The 16,655-nt window shown below is 70.4% G+C and carries 16 protein-coding genes; 12 read left to right on the top strand and 4 right to left on the bottom strand.

The features are described from left to right. Window position 1: 1 nt before the first annotated feature. Window positions 2–790, bottom strand: a complete 789-nt coding sequence (locus A5624_RS15340; protein WP_066867629.1) for a hypothetical protein — start codon at window positions 788–790, stop codon at window positions 2–4. Between the two features lie 84 nt (window positions 791–874). On the opposite strand from A5624_RS15340, the gene A5624_RS15335 reads away from it, so the two are divergent. The 5 genes from A5624_RS15335 (at window position 875) to A5624_RS15315 (ending at window position 6,740) form a co-directional block, all read left to right on the top strand. Beyond that, window positions 875–2,503, top strand: coding sequence for an ABC transporter substrate-binding protein (locus A5624_RS15335; protein ID WP_197518971.1), 1,629 nt, complete (start codon window positions 875–877; stop codon window positions 2,501–2,503). Window positions 2,504–2,505: 2 nt separating this feature from the next. Then, window positions 2,506–3,432 carry an ABC transporter permease gene (locus A5624_RS15330; RefSeq protein ID WP_066867624.1) on the top strand — a complete coding sequence of 309 codons (927 nt, stop codon included), beginning with the start codon at window positions 2,506–2,508 and terminating at the stop codon, window positions 3,430–3,432. Further along, complete coding sequence (locus A5624_RS15325) at window positions 3,425–4,288, top strand: ABC transporter permease (RefSeq protein WP_066867621.1); 864 nt, start codon at window positions 3,425–3,427, stop codon at window positions 4,286–4,288. The genes A5624_RS15330 and A5624_RS15325 overlap by 8 nt, the downstream gene beginning before the upstream one ends. Before the next feature lie 71 nt (window positions 4,289–4,359). Continuing rightward, entirely contained in the window at window positions 4,360–5,955 is a 1,596-nt protein-coding gene (locus A5624_RS15320) for an ABC transporter ATP-binding protein (RefSeq protein ID WP_066867617.1), read from the top strand. A gap of 26 nt (window positions 5,956–5,981) precedes the next feature. After that, on the top strand, window positions 5,982–6,740 hold the full coding sequence (locus A5624_RS15315; RefSeq protein ID WP_066867614.1) for an oxidoreductase: 759 nt from the start codon (window positions 5,982–5,984) through the stop codon (window positions 6,738–6,740). A 435-nt stretch (window positions 6,741–7,175) separates the two neighbouring features. On the opposite strand, the gene A5624_RS15310 is transcribed toward A5624_RS15315, so the two are convergent. After that, window positions 7,176–8,033 carry an HAD-IB family hydrolase gene (locus tag A5624_RS15310; RefSeq protein ID WP_066867610.1) on the bottom strand — a complete coding sequence of 286 codons (858 nt, stop codon included), beginning with the start codon at window positions 8,031–8,033 and terminating at the stop codon, window positions 7,176–7,178. A gap of 439 nt (window positions 8,034–8,472) precedes the next feature. Here A5624_RS15310 and ssd point away from each other — a divergent pair, with 439 nt between their 5' ends. Genes ssd through A5624_RS15275 form a run of 7 tightly spaced genes read left to right on the top strand, consistent with a single transcriptional unit; the run spans window position 8,473 to window position 13,013 of the window. After that, on the top strand, window positions 8,473–9,567 hold the full coding sequence (gene ssd, locus A5624_RS15305) for a septum site-determining protein Ssd (RefSeq protein WP_066867607.1): 1,095 nt from the start codon (window positions 8,473–8,475) through the stop codon (window positions 9,565–9,567). Next, entirely contained in the window at window positions 9,564–10,727 is a 1,164-nt protein-coding gene (locus A5624_RS15300) for a TadA family conjugal transfer-associated ATPase (RefSeq protein WP_066867604.1), read from the top strand. Before ssd ends, A5624_RS15300 begins: the two co-directional genes overlap by 4 nt. Then, window positions 10,724–11,521 carry a type II secretion system F family protein gene (locus tag A5624_RS15295; protein WP_066867601.1) on the top strand — a complete coding sequence of 266 codons (798 nt, stop codon included), beginning with the start codon at window positions 10,724–10,726 and terminating at the stop codon, window positions 11,519–11,521. The genes A5624_RS15300 and A5624_RS15295 overlap by 4 nt, the downstream gene beginning before the upstream one ends. Window positions 11,522–11,540: 19 nt before the next feature. Next, window positions 11,541–12,134: a type II secretion system F family protein gene (locus A5624_RS15290; protein ID WP_197518970.1), complete on the top strand. Its 594-nt coding sequence runs from the start codon at window positions 11,541–11,543 to the stop codon at window positions 12,132–12,134. A gap of 18 nt (window positions 12,135–12,152) precedes the next feature. Next, entirely contained in the window at window positions 12,153–12,353 is a 201-nt protein-coding gene (locus A5624_RS15285; protein ID WP_066867734.1) for a DUF4244 domain-containing protein, read from the top strand. Beyond that, the gene (locus tag A5624_RS15280) at window positions 12,350–12,679 is read left to right on the top strand and encodes a TadE family type IV pilus minor pilin (RefSeq protein ID WP_197498239.1); all 330 of its coding nucleotides are present in this window, start codon (window positions 12,350–12,352) and stop codon (window positions 12,677–12,679) included. The genes A5624_RS15285 and A5624_RS15280 overlap by 4 nt, the downstream gene beginning before the upstream one ends. Then, on the top strand, window positions 12,648–13,013 hold the full coding sequence (locus A5624_RS15275) for an Rv3654c family TadE-like protein (protein WP_369827492.1): 366 nt from the start codon (window positions 12,648–12,650) through the stop codon (window positions 13,011–13,013). Before A5624_RS15280 ends, A5624_RS15275 begins: the two co-directional genes overlap by 32 nt. On the opposite strand, the gene A5624_RS15270 is transcribed toward A5624_RS15275, so the two are convergent. Further along, on the bottom strand, window positions 13,010–14,047 hold the full coding sequence (locus tag A5624_RS15270; protein WP_066867597.1) for a PAS domain-containing protein: 1,038 nt from the start codon (window positions 14,045–14,047) through the stop codon (window positions 13,010–13,012). The genes A5624_RS15275 and A5624_RS15270 overlap by 4 nt on opposite strands. Before the next feature lie 54 nt (window positions 14,048–14,101). Continuing rightward, window positions 14,102–16,471, bottom strand: a complete 2,370-nt coding sequence (locus tag A5624_RS15265; protein ID WP_066867594.1) for a DEAD/DEAH box helicase — start codon at window positions 16,469–16,471, stop codon at window positions 14,102–14,104. Window positions 16,472–16,655: the final 184 nt, after the last annotated feature.

Raw genomic sequence — 16,655 nt, 5'->3', positions numbered from 1 at the left:
GTCAATCGGCTCTGACGAGGCAATAGACCCGCGCGGGAACGGGGTAGCCGACGCCCTTTTCGTCCGTCGCGCATTGGGTTCTGTCGGTGCTGCCGTCGATGCGCCGACTCACTCTGACCTGCACCCTGTTCGACCTGCCGCAGTCGCCCAACCTGATCGTCATCGCTTCACCATCACTGAGCATCAAATAGCACTGGCCCTCTTTCAGGTTGACGGCAAAACACAGGATCCTCGTGTCGGTGGTGAAGCGGTCATAGACGGAGTGTTCTCGTTTGCCGTCGGGGCAACTGTCCGAGGCGCCGCCCTTGAAGGCGAGTTCATAGGTCGCCGCCGGGTCGGCGCAGCCGCGACTCGGGGTTGAATCGAAACGCTGTGCCTTATAGTCGCTTTCGGTGATGCAATCGCCAACCCGCAGGGACGTGTCGGCCCGGTGCGACTTACCCAGCCTCGCGGCGGTGACGGCGAGGTTCCCGAAGATCCCGAACGCCAGTAGCACGGCGCCGATGGTGATGAGGGTGGTGGCCGACTTGGGCGTCCGCGGTCGCGGCGCGTAGCCCGGATAAGCCGGATAGGGCGGCGCGGGGTAACCCGGCGGCGGGTAGGGGTAGCCGGGGCCGGCGGGGAAGCTCGGCGGGTATTGCGGGTAAGCCGGCGGCCGCCGGCGGCCGCGCGAGCGCGTCACCAGCCCGATGATCAGGCAGAGCAAACCGATCGCGGGGATGCCGAGCGCCGCCACCAGACGGCCCGCCTCATAGGCGGCCCCCTCGGAGGCCAGGGAGGCGACGGTCACCGCCCGAGTTTAAGTCGTGCGGGCCGGCCCGGGCACTTCACCGCCGCACGGCTTCAGGCCCTAGGGTCGGGTGTCATGCGTGCGATGCGGACCGCGTTGGCCTTGCTGGCCACGGTCATCGTCGCGGTGCTCGTGGTCGCCTCGCTGGCCGGATGCGGTGGCGGCGTGCTCAGCCCGGATCTGGTGGTGGTCAACGGCGGGGAACCGCCGAACCCACTGATCCCCACCGGGACCAACGACAGCCTGGGCGGCCGGATCCTCGATCGGCTCTTCGCCGGGTTGATGTCCTACGACGCCGCCGGCAACCCGTCGCCGGAGGTCGCCCAATCGGTCGACACCACCGACAACGTCAACTACCGCATCGTCCTCAAGCCCGGCTGGACGTTCACCGACGGCTCACCGGTGACGGCCCATTCGTTCGTCGACGCGTGGAACTATGGAGCGTCGAGCACCAACGCCCAACTGCAGCAAAGCTTCTTCAGCCCGATCGACGGCTTCGATGCCCTCGCCGGCCCGGCCGGTGACGGAAAACCGGCGGCCACCACCATGTCCGGCCTGCGGGTGCTCAACGACCGGGAGTTCACCGTCCGGCTTAAGGTCCCCACCATCGACTTCAAGTTGCGGCTGGGCCACAGCGCGTTCTATCCCTTGCCGCAGAAGGCCTTTCGGGACATGGGCGCGTTCGGGCAGCACCCAATCGGCAACGGCCCCTACCAACTCGCCGACGGTCCAGGCGGGCCCGCATGGGAGCACAACGTCCGAATCGACTTGCGGCCCAACCCCGGTTACCACGGCAACCGCAAGCCACGCAACAAGGGGCTCAGGTTCGAGTTCTACGCCAACCTGGACACCGCCTACGCCGACCTGCTCTCCGGCAACCTCGATGTCCTGGACACCATTCCGTCCAGCGCGTTGACGATCTATCAGCGCGACCTGGGCGGCAACTCCGCCAGCGGGCCCGTCGCCGTCAGTCAATCGCTCGACACGCCATTGCGGTTGCCCCACTTCGGCGGTGAGGAAGGCCGGCTACGCCGGTTGGCGTTGTCGGCGGCCATCAACCGCCCGCAGATCTGTCGGCAGATCTTCAACAACACCCGCAGTCCGGCCCGCGACTTCACCGCCAGCTCGCTGCCGGGATTCGATCCCAACATCGCCGGCAGCGACGCGTTGGACTTCAATCCCGAACGGGCACGCCAACTCTGGGCCCAAGCCGACGCGATCTCGCCGTGGAGCGGGCGCTACGCCATCGCCTACAACGCCGACAGCGGCCATCAGGAGTGGGTGGACGCGGTGGCCAACAGCATCAAGAACGTGCTGGGCATCGACGCCGTCGGCGCGCCGCAGCCCACGTTCGCCGGATTCCGCACCCAGATCACCAACCGCACGATCGACACCGCGTTCCGGGCCGGCTGGATCGGTGACTACCCGTCGATGATCGAGTTCCTCGCCCCGCTGTACGCCACCGGCGCGGGATCCAATGACGTCGGCTATTCCAGCCGCGAGTTCGACGCCGGCCTGGCCGCCGCCGAGGCGGCCGCCGACCTGCGGCAGGCCGACGCGCTGGTCAACGTCGCGCAACGAATCCTGTTGCACGACATGCCCGCCGTGCCGCTGTGGTATTACATCGCCGTGCTCGGATGGTCGCCTCAGGTCAGCGCCGTCAAGGTCAGCTGGAACGGGTTGCCCGACTACGAGAATCTCGTCAAGGCTTGAACATGGGCTGGTACATCGCACGTCGGATCGCCGTCATCGTGCCCGTCTTCCTGGGTGCCACGTTGCTGATCTACGGCATGGTGTTCCTGCTGCCAGGCGACCCGCTGGCCGCCATCGCGGGGGACCGGCCGCTGACGCCGGCCGTGGCCGCGGCGCTGCGCGCCCGGTACCACCTGGATGATCCGTTCATCGTGCAGTACCTGCGCTACCTCGGCGGCGTCCTGCACGGCGACCTGGGCCGCGCCTATTCCGGGCTTCCGGTCAGAGACGTTCTCGCACATGCCTTTCCGGTCACCCTGCGGCTCTCGGTGATCGCCCTGGCCGTCGAGGCGGTGCTGGGCATCGGATTCGGGGTGATCGCCGGGCTGCGCCAGGGCGGCCTCTTCGACGCGGGCGTGCTGATCACCGGTCTGGTCATCATAGCGATCCCCATCTTCGTGCTGGGCTTCCTGGCGCAGTTCGTGTTCGGGGTGCGGTTGGGCATCGCGCCGGTGACGGTCGGGGAGCGGGCGACCTTCGCGCGGCTGTTGCTACCCGGAATCGTGCTGGGCTCGGTGTCATTCGCCTACGTGGTGCGGTTGACCCGATCCGCGGTGGCCGCCAACGCGCACGCCGACCATGTGCGCACCGCCACCGCCAAGGGGTTGTCACGGCCGCGGGTGGTGACCGTGCACATCCTGCGCAACTCGCTGATCCCGGTGGTGACCTTCCTGGGCGCGGACCTGGGGGCGCTGATGGGCGGCGCCATCGTGACCGAGGGCATCTTCAACATTCACGGCGTCGGCGGCGTGCTCTATCAAGCCGTCACCCGGCAGGAGGCTCCCACGGTGGTCTCGATCGTGACCGTGCTGGTGCTCATCTATCTGATCACCAATCTGATGGTGGACCTGCTCTACGCGGCGCTGGACCCTCGGATCCGCTATGGCTGAGCACTCCGGCTTCTGGGGCGAGACCTGGCGCAAACTGCACCGGCGTCCGAAGTTCGTCATCGCCGCCGCGCTGATCCTCCTCATCCTTGCGGTTGCGCTGTTTCCCGCGTTGTTCACTCACGCCGACCCCGGCTACGCCGACCCGAGCCAAAGCCTGCGCAGCCCGTCGGCCGCGCACTGGTTCGGCACCGACCTGCAGGGCCACGACATCTACGCACGCACCGTCTACGGGGCGCGCGCCTCGGTGACGGTCGGGCTGGGCGCGACGCTGCTGGTCTTCGTCGTCGGCGGCGCGCTGGGTGCGCTGGCCGGTTTCTACGGCGGCTGGATCGACGCAGTGGTCTCCCGCCTCACCGATGTCTTCTTCGGCCTGCCGCTGTTGCTGGCCGCCATCGTCCTCATGCAGGTGTTGCACCACCGCACGGTGTGGACGGTGATCGCCATCCTCGCGTTGTTCGGCTGGCCGCAGGTGGCCAGGATCGCCCGCGGTGCGGTGCTGGCGGTGCGGGGCAGCGACTACGTGCTCGCCGCTAAAGCGTTGGGAATGAGCAGGTTTCAGATCCTGCTGCGGCACGCGCTGCCCAACGCGCTGGGGCCGGTGATCGCGGTGGCCACGATTGCCCTGGGCCTGTTCATCGTCACCGAGGCGACGCTGTCCTACCTCGGCGTCGGATTGCCGCCGTCGGTGGTGTCGTGGGGTGGCGACATCAACCTCGCTCAGACCCGGCTGCGGGCCGGCTCACCCATCCTGTTCTACCCCGCCGGCGCGCTGGCCATGACCGTGCTGGCATTCATGATGATGGGCGACGCGCTGCGCGACGCGCTCGATCCGGCCTCGAGGGCGTGGCGGGCGTGACCGCCGGCGACGATGTAGAGCGCGGCGATGAGGCGGGGGCACCTCCCGCTTGCGGGGGAGAGCGGCGCAAAGTGAGCGGCGCGGCGTCCCCGCTGCTGTCGGTCGAGGGCCTGGAGGTCAGCTTCGGTGAGCACGCCGCGGTGTGCGGGGTGGATCTGCGCGTGCTGCCCGGCCAGACCGTCGCGGTGGTCGGCGAATCGGGATCGGGCAAATCCACCACCGCCGCCGCGATTCTCGGGCTGCTACCGCCGGGAGGCCGAATCACGGGCGGGCGCATCATGTTCGACGGCGTCGACATCTCGACCGCCGATCGCCGAGCGCTGCGCTCGATCAGGGGCCGGCACATCGGCTATATCCCGCAAGACCCGATGACCAACCTCAACCCGGTGTGGAAGGTCGGGTTCCAGATCCGGGAAGCCCTGCGCGCCAACATGAGTGATCGGGGAACGCGGGGGCGGGCGGTGGAATTGCTCGCCGCGGTGGGCATGCCGGATCCGGCCCGGCAGGCGGGCCGCTACCCGCATCAGCTGTCCGGCGGCATGTGTCAACGCGCGCTGATCGCGATCGGGCTGGCGGGCCGGCCGCGGCTGCTGATCGCCGACGAGCCGACGTCCGCGCTCGACGTCACGGTGCAGCGCCAGGTCCTCGACCATCTGCAACGGCTCACCGCCGAACTCGGTACCGCGCTGCTGCTGATCACCCACGATCTGGCGCTGGCCGCCGAACGGGCCGAGCACGTGGTCGTCGTCCACCGCGGGGTCGTGGTGGAATCCGGTGCCGCACAGTCGATTCTGCGCGCGCCGCAACACGAGTACACCCGGCGGCTGGTGGCGGCGGCCCCGTCGCTGACGCGCCGGAGCCGGCCGGCCTCCACCCCGACCGAGGACATCCTCGTCGCCTCGGATCTCACCAAGGTCTACCGGGAGTCACACGGGGCGCCGTGGCGGCGCAGCGAATTCCGTGCGGTCGACGCGGTGTCGTTTCGGCTGCGCCGCGCGAGCACGCTGGCCATCGCCGGCGAATCGGGCTCGGGGAAATCGACGCTGGCCCGCATGGTGCTGGGCCTGCTCCAATCCACCTCGGGCACCGTCGATTTCGACGGCACCCGGATCGACGACGCGATGCCCCGGGATCGGCAGCTGGCCTTCCGCCGCCGCGTGCAGCCGGTGTTTCAAAACCCTTACAGCAGCCTGGATCCCATGTACTCGGTGTTTCGCGCGATCGAGGAACCGCTGCGCATCCACCGCGTCGGCGACCGCAGGCAACGCGCCCAGGCGGTGCACGACCTCGTCGACCAGGTGGCGCTGCCGTCGTCGGTGCTGGATCGGTTGCCCCGTGAGCTGTCGGGTGGCCAACGGCAACGGGTGGCCATCGCCCGGGCGCTGGCGCTGCGGCCCGACGTGCTGGTGTGCGACGAGGCGGTGTCGGCGCTCGACGTCTTAGTGCAGGCGCAGATACTCGACCTGCTGGCCGAGCTGCAGGCCGAACTGGGGTTGGCCTATCTGTTCATCAGCCATGACCTGGCGGTGATCCGGCAGATCGCCGACGACGTCCTGGTGATGCGGGCGGGCCGCGTGGTGGAGCAGGCGCCCACCGAGGAACTGTTCACCGACCCCAAGCACGAATACACCCAGCAGTTGCTCGACGCCATCCCGCGGCTGCGGTGAATCCGGCGGGGATAGGTTGTGAGGTTGTGACAGCAGATCCGCTGGCCCCCCTGATGGACCTGCCCGGCGTCGCCGAGGCCAGTGACCGCGCCCGCGAAGCGTTGGGCCGTGCCCACCGGCACCGCGCCAACCTGCGCGGTTGGCCGGTGACCGCCGCCGAGGCGGCGCTGCGGGCCGCGCGCGCGTCGTCGGTGTTGGACGGCGGCCCGGTCCGGCTGGAGGACCTCGCCGACGCGGGGCAGATCAGCGACCCGGTGTTCGCGGGGGCGCTTCGGGTGGCCCAGGCGCTCGAGGGTGGCGAAGGGCCCGTCGTCGCCATCTGGCGGCGGGCGCCGCTGCAGGCGCTGGCCCGCCTGCACGTGCTGGCCGCGGCCGAGCAGGTCGACGACGAGCGGCTCGGCCGCCCGCGCACCGATGCCGGGGTGGGGCCGCGACTGGAGTTGTTGGCCGAGTTGGTGAACGGGCGCACCCAGGTGCCGGCGCCGGTGCTGGCCGCGGTCGCCCACGGCGAGCTGCTGACGCTGAAGCCGTTCGGCAGCTCCGACGGTGTGGTGGCCCGCGCGGTGTCGAGGTTGGTGACCATCGCCAGCGGGCTGGACCCGCACGGGCTGGGCGTGCCCGAGGTCAGCTGGATGCGTCAGCCCGCCGCGTATCGCGACGCCGCGCAAGGATTCGCCGACGGCACGCCCGAGGGGGTGGGGGCGTGGCTGGTGCTGTGTTGCCGGGCGATGAAAGCCGGTGCGCAGGAGGCGGTGTCGATCGCCGACGCGATGTCGAACAAGTAGCTGAACCGGTTGCCGACGCCGGGAAAACGGGCACAAAAAGGTAGAGCGGGCGACGTTCCGAATGTTCGGTCCGCCGCCCGCTAGCACGGGGCTCGGTTACCAAGCGTGCATCTCGGGGCTGCGTGGGTTGGCCTCGGCGATCTCGCGACGCTTATGGTTGCAACCCCACCCAAAGGGCCGTCGATACCTTCCGCATTTTCGCAATTTCGCAGGCCCGCAACACTTCTGCCATCTTCGCGGCTATGACTCCGCGTGGGTGCCGAGCACCGTGCTGGGCGCCCGGGTCGGGAGAACGAACCTTCTCTTCCGGCTCGACCTTGGCCTTACCGGGCTTCCGTGGTTCCTTTGTACTACTAGACCCCTAGCACAGCAAGGCCCAATTGCGAAGGAAATCCCATGGCGCCAGGCGCCCGTTTGCTGGGTCGCTAAAACGGGCTAAAAGGCGTAGCGGCGCAACAACGAATACGTCACCGCGCCGGCGGCCAGCGCGCTGATGCCCACCGCGGCCGTCGTGGCGATAGCGGCACCGGAGGGCGCGGGGATGCGGTCACGCAACGACACCGGCCGGGAGAACGAGATCACCGGCCAACCGCGCTCCACGGCCTCCCTGCGCAACCCGCGGTCGGGATTGACCACGCTGGGATGGCCGACGGCCTCGAGCATCGGCAGGTCGGTGATCGAGTCGGAATAGGCGTAGCAGTGCTCCAGCGGGTAGCCCTCGCGCGCGGCCAGCTCGCGGATCGCCTGGACCTTGCCCTCGCCGTAGCAGTAGAACGCGATCTCGCCGGTGTACCGACCGTCCTCGACGACCATCCGGGTCGCCATCGCGTGGGTGGCGCCGAGCGCGCGGGCGATGGGCGCGACGATTTCTTCCCCGGAGGCCGACACCACCACGACGTCGCGCCCGCACAACTTGTGGGCCGCGATCAGGTCGGCGGCTTCGGCGAAGACCAACGGAGTCACGATGTCGTGCAGCGTTTCGTTGACGATCGACTTGACCTGTTCGACGTCCCAGCCGGTGCACATGTTGGTCATGTGGGCGCGCATCCGATCCATCTGGTCATGATCAGCACCGGAGAGCAGATAGATGAACTGCGCGTAGCTCGACTTGAGCACGGCGCGGCGGTTGAGCAGGCCCTGGTTGAAAAACGGTTTGCTGAAAGCCAGGGTGCTGGACTTGGCGATGATCGTCTTGTCCAGGTCGAAGAAGGCCGCCGTGCGGGCATGAGAAGCGGTGGTTGACGCCGATTGATCCGAGGCCGACTGCTCCGCGGTGGGGTCGAAGACGGTCACGGAACCAGCATAGGTCGGTGGTCCGGCAAGGCCGCCATCCCGCACCGGAAATGGCCGCTCAGGGGGTTCGGGACGCGGGCGAAGCGGTGTTTACGCGGCTCAAGCTGGTTTTCCAGAAAATGATCTCTTGCGTTACTCCGGCTTGTCATGTGTATAGTAAGCATTACTCGGCCTTGAGCCGAGGGTGTATCAGCCCGACCCCCCGGGGCTGATGCACGACGACCCTCGCCTCCTCCCCCCCTGGCGGGGGTCGTCCCTTTTCTACGGTCAGTTTTCTCGCTTCGCGGCGTCGGGCTCGGCTCTGCGTGCGTTGCGGGAAAGCGCGTGCGTCGTCGCTGGCGGCATGGCCCCGCGACGCGTTTGTGCACACTCGCGTCTCTATCCACAAATCCCCGTTTGGGACTGTTGTGCCAAGGTCACGGCCCCGCACAGTGGTCGGATGACCAGCGTCTCCGGAGCGGCCGATTCGGCGGGAGTGTTGGCGGTACTGGCGGACCCCGACCTGCGCGCCGAGTTGGATCGGGTGGCCGCGGCCGCCGGCGTTCGCGTGGTGCACGCCGGCGACGCGTCTCCGGTCAGCCGCAAGACGTGGGCCGCGGCCGCGGCCGTCGTGCTGGACGCGGGGGCGGCCGCTCGCTGCGCGCGATGGGCGCTGCCGCGTCGCGATTACGTGACGGTGCTGACCCCGGCCGAACCCGACACGGCGACGTGGGCGGCCGCCGTCGAGGTCGGGGCCGCGCACGTGTTGCGGCTGCCCGGGCAGGAAGCGGAGTTGGTCGGCGCGCTGGCCGACGCCGCCGAATCCATGCGCGACGACGGGTCGCGTGGCCACGCGGTCGCCGTGATCGGCGGCTGCGGTGGGGCGGGCGCCTCCTCGCTGGCGGTCGCCCTGGCCCGGACCGCCGGCGATGCGCTGCTGGTGGACCTCGACCCGTGGGGTGGCGGCCTCGATTTGTTGCTGGGCAGCGAGACCACTCCGGGGTTGCGCTGGCCGGACCTCGCGTTGCAGGGCGGGCGGCTCACCTGGTCGGCGGTGCGTGATGCGCTGCCACGCCACCGCGGAGTCAGCGTGCTGTCGGGCACTCGCCGCGGCTACGAGCTGGAGGCCGCGCCGGTGCACGCCGTCGTCGACGCCGGCCGGCGTGGGTCGGTCAGCGTCATCTGCGACCTTCCCCGTCGTCTCAGCGACGCGACTCAAGCGGCGCTGAGCGCGGCCGACCTGGTGGTCGTCGTGACCCGCTGTGACGTGCGCGCGTGCGCGGCGACCGGGGCGCTGGCCCCGGTGCTGGCGTCCGTCAACCCCAACGTCGGCCTGGTGGTGCGGGGCCCGTCGCCGGGAGGACTGCGGGCGGCCGAGATCGCCGATCTCGCCGGGCTGCCATTGCTGGCCGCGGTCAAAGCGCAGCCGCAACTCGCCGAACAGGCCGACCGCGGTGGCCTGCGGTTGGGGCGACGCTCACCGCTCGCCGCGGCGGCCGGCCAGGTGCTCGGCGTGCTGCCGGCGGCCGGCGTGCCGAAGGGCAAGGCGGCGTGAGCGGTTCGCTGATCGACCGCGTCCGTGAGCGGCTGGCCGGCGAGCCCGGCCCGCTCGGACCGGCGGTGGTGGCCGCGGCCATCCGGGCCGAGTCCGGCGGGATGCTCGGAGACACCGAAGTGTTGGCCAATCTGCGGGTGTTGCAGACCGAGCTCACCGGTGCCGGCATCCTCGATCCGCTGCTCTGCGCCGACGGGACGACCGACGTCCTGGTCACCGCCCCGGATGCGGTGTGGGTTGACGACGGCACCGGTCTGCGGCGCACCGAGATTCGCTTCCCCGACGACGCGGCGGTGCGGCGGTTGGCGCAGCGGCTGGCGCTGGCCGCCGGCCGCCGCCTGGACGACGCGCAGCCCTGGGTGGACGGCGAATTGACCGGCGTCGGCGCCGGCGGGTTCGCGGTGCGGCTGCACGCCGTGCTGCCGCCGGTGGCGGCCGGGGGCACCTGCATTTCGCTGCGTGTCCTGCGGCCGGCCAGCCAGGATTTGGCGGCGCTGATCGCCGCCGGGGCGATCGAGCCGGCGGCGGCCGCGCTGGTCACCGACATCATCGACGCCCGGCTGGCGTTCCTGGTCAGTGGTGGCACCGGCGCCGGAAAGACGACACTGCTCGCCGCGATGCTGGGCGCGGTGTCGCCGGCCGAACGGATCGTCTGCGTCGAGGACGCCTCGGAGCTCGCGCCGCGGCACCCCCATCTGGTGAAGCTGGTCGCACGCTGCGCCAACATCGAAGGCGTCGGCGAGGTTCCGGTCCGCCAGCTGGTCCGGCAGGCGCTGCGGATGCGGCCCGACCGCATCGTGGTCGGCGAGGTCAGGGGTGCCGAAGTGGTGGACCTGCTGGCCGCGCTGAACACCGGCCATGACGGCGGCGCGGGCACCGTGCACGCCAACAAGCCCGGTGAGGTTCCCGCCCGGCTCGAGGCATTGGGCGCGCTCGGCGGCCTGGACCGGGCCGCGCTGCACAGCCAGCTCGCCGCCGCCGTGCAGGTGCTGCTGCACGTCGAGCGCGGCCCCGCCGGGCGGCGGCGACTCGGCGAAATCGCTGCGCTGCAACAAGATCAGGGCCAAGTGCGGGCGGTCACCGTTTGGCATGCGGACCGGGGCATGACCGATGCCGCCCCGCAGCTGCAGCGCCTGGTGCGCAGCCGGATGCCGGCATGAACGGCCCAGCCGCGGGTGCGCTGCTGCTGTCGCTGGCGCTCGTCGTCGCCGGGCCCTCGCCGCGACGGCGGCTGTCGACGTCCCGGCACCGGCGGTTCCCGGCGGCCGGGCTTCGTGCGGCGGGCTGCGCCGCCGCGGGTATCGGCTGCGCCGTCGCCATTGCGCTGCCGCCGACCACCGTGCTGTGCAGCGCGGTCGTCGGGGCGACCGCGCTGCTGCGCTATCGGCGCCGCCGGCGCATCCGGCGCGCGACGGCCGAGGGCCGCGCGCTGCAGACCGCGCTCGAGGTGCTCGTCGGTGAATTGCGGGCCGGCTCGCATCCGGTGCGTGCGTTCCGCGTCGCCGCCGACGACACCGCCGGCGCGGTTGCGGTGTCGCTGCGGTCGGTGGCGGCGCGCGCCCGCCTGGGCGCCGACGTCGCGGCCGGTCTGGTCGTGGCGGGCCGCGCCTCGGCGCTGCCCGGGCATTGGGAGCGGCTCGCACTGTGCTGGCGGTTGGCCAGCGACAACGGGTTGGGCATCGCCACCCTGATGCGCGCCGCTCAACGCGATATCGCTGAGCGGCAACGGTTCTCGGACCGGGTGACCTCGAGCATGGCCGGTGCCCGCGCGACCGCGGCGATACTGGCCGCGCTGCCCGCGCTCGGCGTGCTGTTGGGCCAGCTGATCGGGGCCGAGCCGCTGGGCTTCCTGCTGGGCGGGCGCGCGGGCGGCTGGTTGTTGCTCATCGGCTCGACGCTGGCCTGCGTGGGTCTGCTGTGGTCGGACCGCATCGCCGATCGGGTGGCGTCGTGAACCGATCGGGTGGCGGCGCATGAATCTGGCGGCGGTGCTGCTGGCGGCGGCGCTGTGGATCGGACCCGGGCCAACCCTGGTGCGCGGTCGCGCCGGAGTGCCGCTGCGCGGCGGTCGGCTGCGGCGAAGCACCGGGTCGCCGCGCGGCCCGGATCCGCTGGTCGTCGCTTCCTGTCTGGATGTGCTGGCCGTGTGCCTGGTGGCGGGCATGGCGGTGTCGAGCGCCGCGGCCGCCGCCGCCCCGTCGGCGCCGCCGAATCTGGCCAGGGTGCTGCGCCGCGCTGCCGCTCTGCTCGCGCTCGGCGCCGATCCCGCTGTCGCATGGTCCGTTCCGTCCGGCGCGCAGGATGCGACCGACCCGCAGATCGATGCGCTGCTGCGGTTGGCCCGACGTTCGGCGTCCTCGGGTGCGGCGCTGGCCGGTGGCGTCGCCGAGTTGGCCGAGGACTCTCGCCACGGCGCCGCGCACGCGGCGAGTGCGGCTGCCGAGCGGGCGGGCGTACTGATCGCCGGACCGTTGGGCCTGTGCTTTCTGCCGGCGTTCGTCTGCCTGGGCATCGTCCCGGTGGTGGCCGGTCTGGCCGGTCAGGTTCTGCAATCGGGTCTGCTATGAAAAGAGAGGAAGTCATTGATACTCAACCTGTTTCGCGAAATCTCCGCGCGGCTGGCCGTGCTGGCCGCCGACGAGTCGGGCATGTCGACGGTGGAATACGCCATCGGCACCATCGCGGCGGCCGCGTTCGGCGCCGTGCTGTACACCGTCGTCACCGGCGATTCCATCGTCTCGGCGCTGACCAACATCATCGGTCGCGCGCTCAATACCAAGGTCTGACCGGAAGTGCCGGTGCCAGCACGGTCGAGGCGGCACTGGGCATCGCCGCCCTGGTTGTGGTGCTGGTGCTGTGCCTGGCCGGTGTCACCGCGGTGTCGATGCAGGTTCGTTGCATCGACGCCGCCCGCGAGGCCGCCCGGTTGGCGGCCCGTGGCGACGAACGCTCCGCCGCGGCTGCCGCTCGTCGGCTCGCGCCGGCCGGTGCGCGAGTGGACCTGCGGCGCGACGGGGAATTCCTGGTGGTCACGGTCGTCGCGCATTCGAAGGTGTTGCCCGCCATCGACATTGCGGCCAGTGCGGTCTCGGCGGCCGAGCCGTCGCGGTGATCGAGGCTCGGCCACGCTGGTCGCGGCCTGGATGATCGTGGTGTTGCTGACGGCGACCGGCGCGGGTGTGTACCTGGGCTCGGCGGTGGTGGCCCGCCACCGCGCGCAGGCGGTGGCCGACCTGGCCGCCTTGGCCGCGGCGGCAAGGCTGAGCTCGGGAGCGGACACGGCGTGCGCGGGCGCCAGCGTGGTGGCCCACCGGATGCGAGTCGACGACATCGGCTGTGTGGTCGACGGTCTCGATGTCGTCGTCACTGCGCGGGTGGCGGTCGCGCTCGGCGGCGCGGCAAAGGCCGCCGCACGGGCGGGGCCCGCGGCCGGGGGATCCGACTAGGGCGCGGCGTCCGGCGTCGGCGACAATCCCGCGGAGGCCAGCTCGTCGTCGGTGGGCAGGCGCAGGGAGACCAGTCCGGCGTAGGTATCCGGTTCCAGTTCCACCCGGTTGACGGTGACGTGCACCGGCACCCAATCCCCGTCGTGCCCGGGCATCCGCAACACCCGGCTGGTGGCACCGCCGCTGAATTCCCTTGTCATGGTGGACATCAGGTCCTGGTCGTCGGGGTGCACCCGGGGCTTGCCCGTCTCGCTGCTGCGCCAGTCGTAGAAGGTGCAGGGCTCGTCGAGCCATTTCAGCAGCGACCAGGTGTTGAGGTCGATCAGCGCGCGGTGCACCCCGGCCTGGGCCAGGCCGCTGAGGATTCGCTGCGCGAGATCGTCGGTCGACACCTCCGGGCCCTTGAGTTCGGATTGCCAGTTGATGGCCCTCGCCACCAAATGCTCCCGGCCGTCGGGCCCCGGTTCCAGAACCGTGCGCGCGACAAAACCGATCCGGATCGACTCTCCCCGCCAGTCGGTGAGATCCCAGGTGCTGCACAGGGTTTGGTCCGGCTTGGCTTTGACCGCCATGGCCAGGACTTTGGTTTCGTTCGGGTTGAGTTCCCGCGACGGCAGGTCCTCGGCGAACGCCCTGCCGAAGGTGACCTCGACCTCGGGGTTCTTGCCGCTGTTGATCAGCGATTCGCGGGTATCGGTGGCCACGCCGAGCGTCAGGTCCCATTTCAACGGCCCCGGGACCGGCCGCTCGGGTGGTTCGGCGTCGGCGGGGCCGGTCCAGACATGCACGCCGTGGATGAATCCGTCCGACATCACCACCGGTTCGGTGCGAATGATGCGGTCTCGCTTGGGCGTGATGCTGGTCAGCGCCTGGCCGGTCTGCACCGACTCCGCTATCGCGGTGCGCACCGCGGCCAGATAGGGACTTCGGCGCAGGAACGTGGTGATGGGGACGAGATTCTTGAGTTGGCGGCCCTGCGCCACAACGGTGGGATCACCCCCGAGCGTCTCCACGAGCAACCAGTCGTGGGCCATGCGGCCGATTTTACGGTGAGGGCATGGATCAGTGGGAGTGCGGGCTTCGCCACATCACCCGGGGGGCGGTCGTCCCCCGCCGGGCTCGCCGTTCCGTGGCCCCCGCGCCAGTTCCGCGAGAACCAGCTTCAGCACCAGCACCGCGCCCGCCTTGTCGAGGGGGTCGTTGCCGTTGCCGCACTTGGGGGACTGCACACACGACGGGCATCCCCTGGGGCACTCGCACGCCTCGATGGCGGCGGCCGTCGCGCCCAGCCAGATGCGGGCCTGGTGAAAGCCCCGTTCGGCGAAACCCGCGCCGCCGGGATAGCCGTCGTAGACGAAGACGCTGGGCAGGCCAGGGGGATCGGGCCCGACGGCCGTGGACAGGCCGCCGATGTCGCCGCGATCGCAACTGGCCACCAGCGGCAGCAACCCGATCGCCGCGTGTTCGGCGGCGTGCAAGGCGCCCGGGATCCGGATCGCCTCAATACCGTTGCGCTGCAACGCATCTTCGGTGATGGTGTACATCGCCGCCATGGTGGCCAAGGTGTGCTCCGGCATGTCGAGTTCGATGAAGTCGATCACCTCCCCGGAGAGCCGGCGGCGCAGGTACCCCACCACCTGGTGGGTGACGCGTACCGGCACCAGGCCCAGGGTGACCGGCCCGTACGTCAGGCGCTCGCCCGTGCCGGTGACGGCGATGTCGGTGATCTCCCGTGCGTACGTCGCGTAACCGGGGTCCTCGGCGTGCACGAACGCGATGCCTTCCTCGGTGTCCAGCGAGTCGACCACGTAGCTGTCGCCCTGGTGCAGGTACACCGCGCCGGGGTGGACGGTGGCCGGCGCCCGACCCGTGTCGGCGCTGCCCAGCAACCTTCCGGTGTCGGCCTCCAGGATGACGATCTGGCCGCCCGCCGAGCCCCGGATGTCCACCGCGCCATGAGGTTCCAGGCCGGGCACCGGAAAGTACTTTCCGCTGCGCCGGCGCAGCAGCCCGTCATCGACCAGGCCGTCGGCCACCTCGGTGGCGCCGAGGGTGCGCACCTCGGCCTCGTCCAGCGGAAGTTCGGTTGCCGCGCACAGCAGCTGCGGACCCAGGATGTACGGATTGCCCGGGTCGATCACGACCCGTTCGACCGGCTTGTCCAGCAGCGCCGCGGGGTTGTGCACCAGATAGGTATCCAGCGGATCGTCCCGGGCGACGAGCACCACCAGCGCACCCTGGCCGCGCCGCCCGGACCGGCCGGCCTGCTGCCAGAACGAGGCGACCGTGCCGGGGAAACCGGCCAGCACCACCGCGTCGAGGCCGGCGATGTCCACGCCCAGCTCCAGCGCGTTGGTGGTGGCCAGCCCCCGCAGCCGGCCCTCGGCCAGCGCGCGCTCCAGCGCGGTGCGGTCCTCGGCAAGGTAGCCGGCCCGATACGACGCGACCGTGCGGGACAGCTCCGGAGCGATGTCATCCAGCCTCGCCTGCGCGCCGAGCGCGGTCAGTTCCGCTGCGCGGCGGGACCGCACGAACGTCAGCGTCTGAGCGCCCTCGGCGATCAGGTCGGCCATCACCCGCGCCGCCTCGGCACCGGCGGACCGACGCACCGGCGCCCCGTTCTCGCCGGTCAGGTCGGCCCGCAGTGCGGGCTCCCACAACGCCACGGTCCTGGCGCCCTGCGGTGACCCGTCCTCGGTGACCTCCTCGACCGGCAGCCCGATCAGCTCGGCGGCCGTCGCGCCCGGCGAATCCGTTGTGGCGCTGGCGAAGATCACCGTCGGTGACGACGAATAGCGGGCACACAACCGCAGCAGGCGGCGCAGCACCATCGCCACGTTCGAGCCGAATACCCCACGGTAGTAATGGCATTCGTCGACCACCACGAACCGCAGGCCACGCAGCAGGACGGCCCAGCGGGCGTGGTTGCGCAAGATCGACAAGTGGATCATGTCGGGGTTGGAGAACAACCACCGCGAGCGTTCCCGCGCGAAGCGGCGGACCTCCGTCGGGCTGTCACCGTCGTACGCGGTGGGGGCGACCCCGAAACCGGGATCGTGCAACCGTGGAACCGCCGCCGTCAGCGCGTGCGCGGCGCGCAATTGGTCGTGGCCCAACGCTTTTGTCGGTGACAGGTAGAGAACCCGGGCGCGCGGATCGGTCGCCAGCGCGTTGAGCACCGGAAGCTGGTAGGCCAGTGACTTTCCCGAGGCGGTACCGGTGCTGAGCACGACGTGGCGGCCCGAGTACGCCAGGTCGGCGGCCGCGAACTGATGCGACCACGGTGATTTGATCCCGCGCTCGGCGAACGCGCCGATGACGTCGGACTCGGCCCAGTCCGGCCAATCGTGCGGCCGGCCGCTGCGCGCCGGCAGTTCGGCGACGTGACGCAGCGGATGTTCGTCGGCCGCGGTTCCGGCGAGTGCGGCGGCCAGCAGTTCGCTGCCGAAACTCGCCATCTCACTTCCTCCGGGATCCGATTGTGAAATCGGCCTGCGAATCGGCCTTCGAATCGGCGGATGACACAAGTCTGTCGCCGACGCGATGAACATGGTTGACTATTTGCGGTCGCAGCTTCTGTGTTCGTGTCAAACTTTCGCAGGATCGACGTTGCGGCCGCGGTTCCTGCGAGGTTAATCGGTC

It is taken from the genome of Mycobacterium sp. 1482292.6 (assembly GCF_001672995.1).
Lineage (GTDB): Bacteria > Actinomycetota > Actinomycetes > Mycobacteriales > Mycobacteriaceae > Mycobacterium > Mycobacterium europaeum_A.
This window is presented reverse-complemented; position numbering and strand designations above follow the sequence as displayed.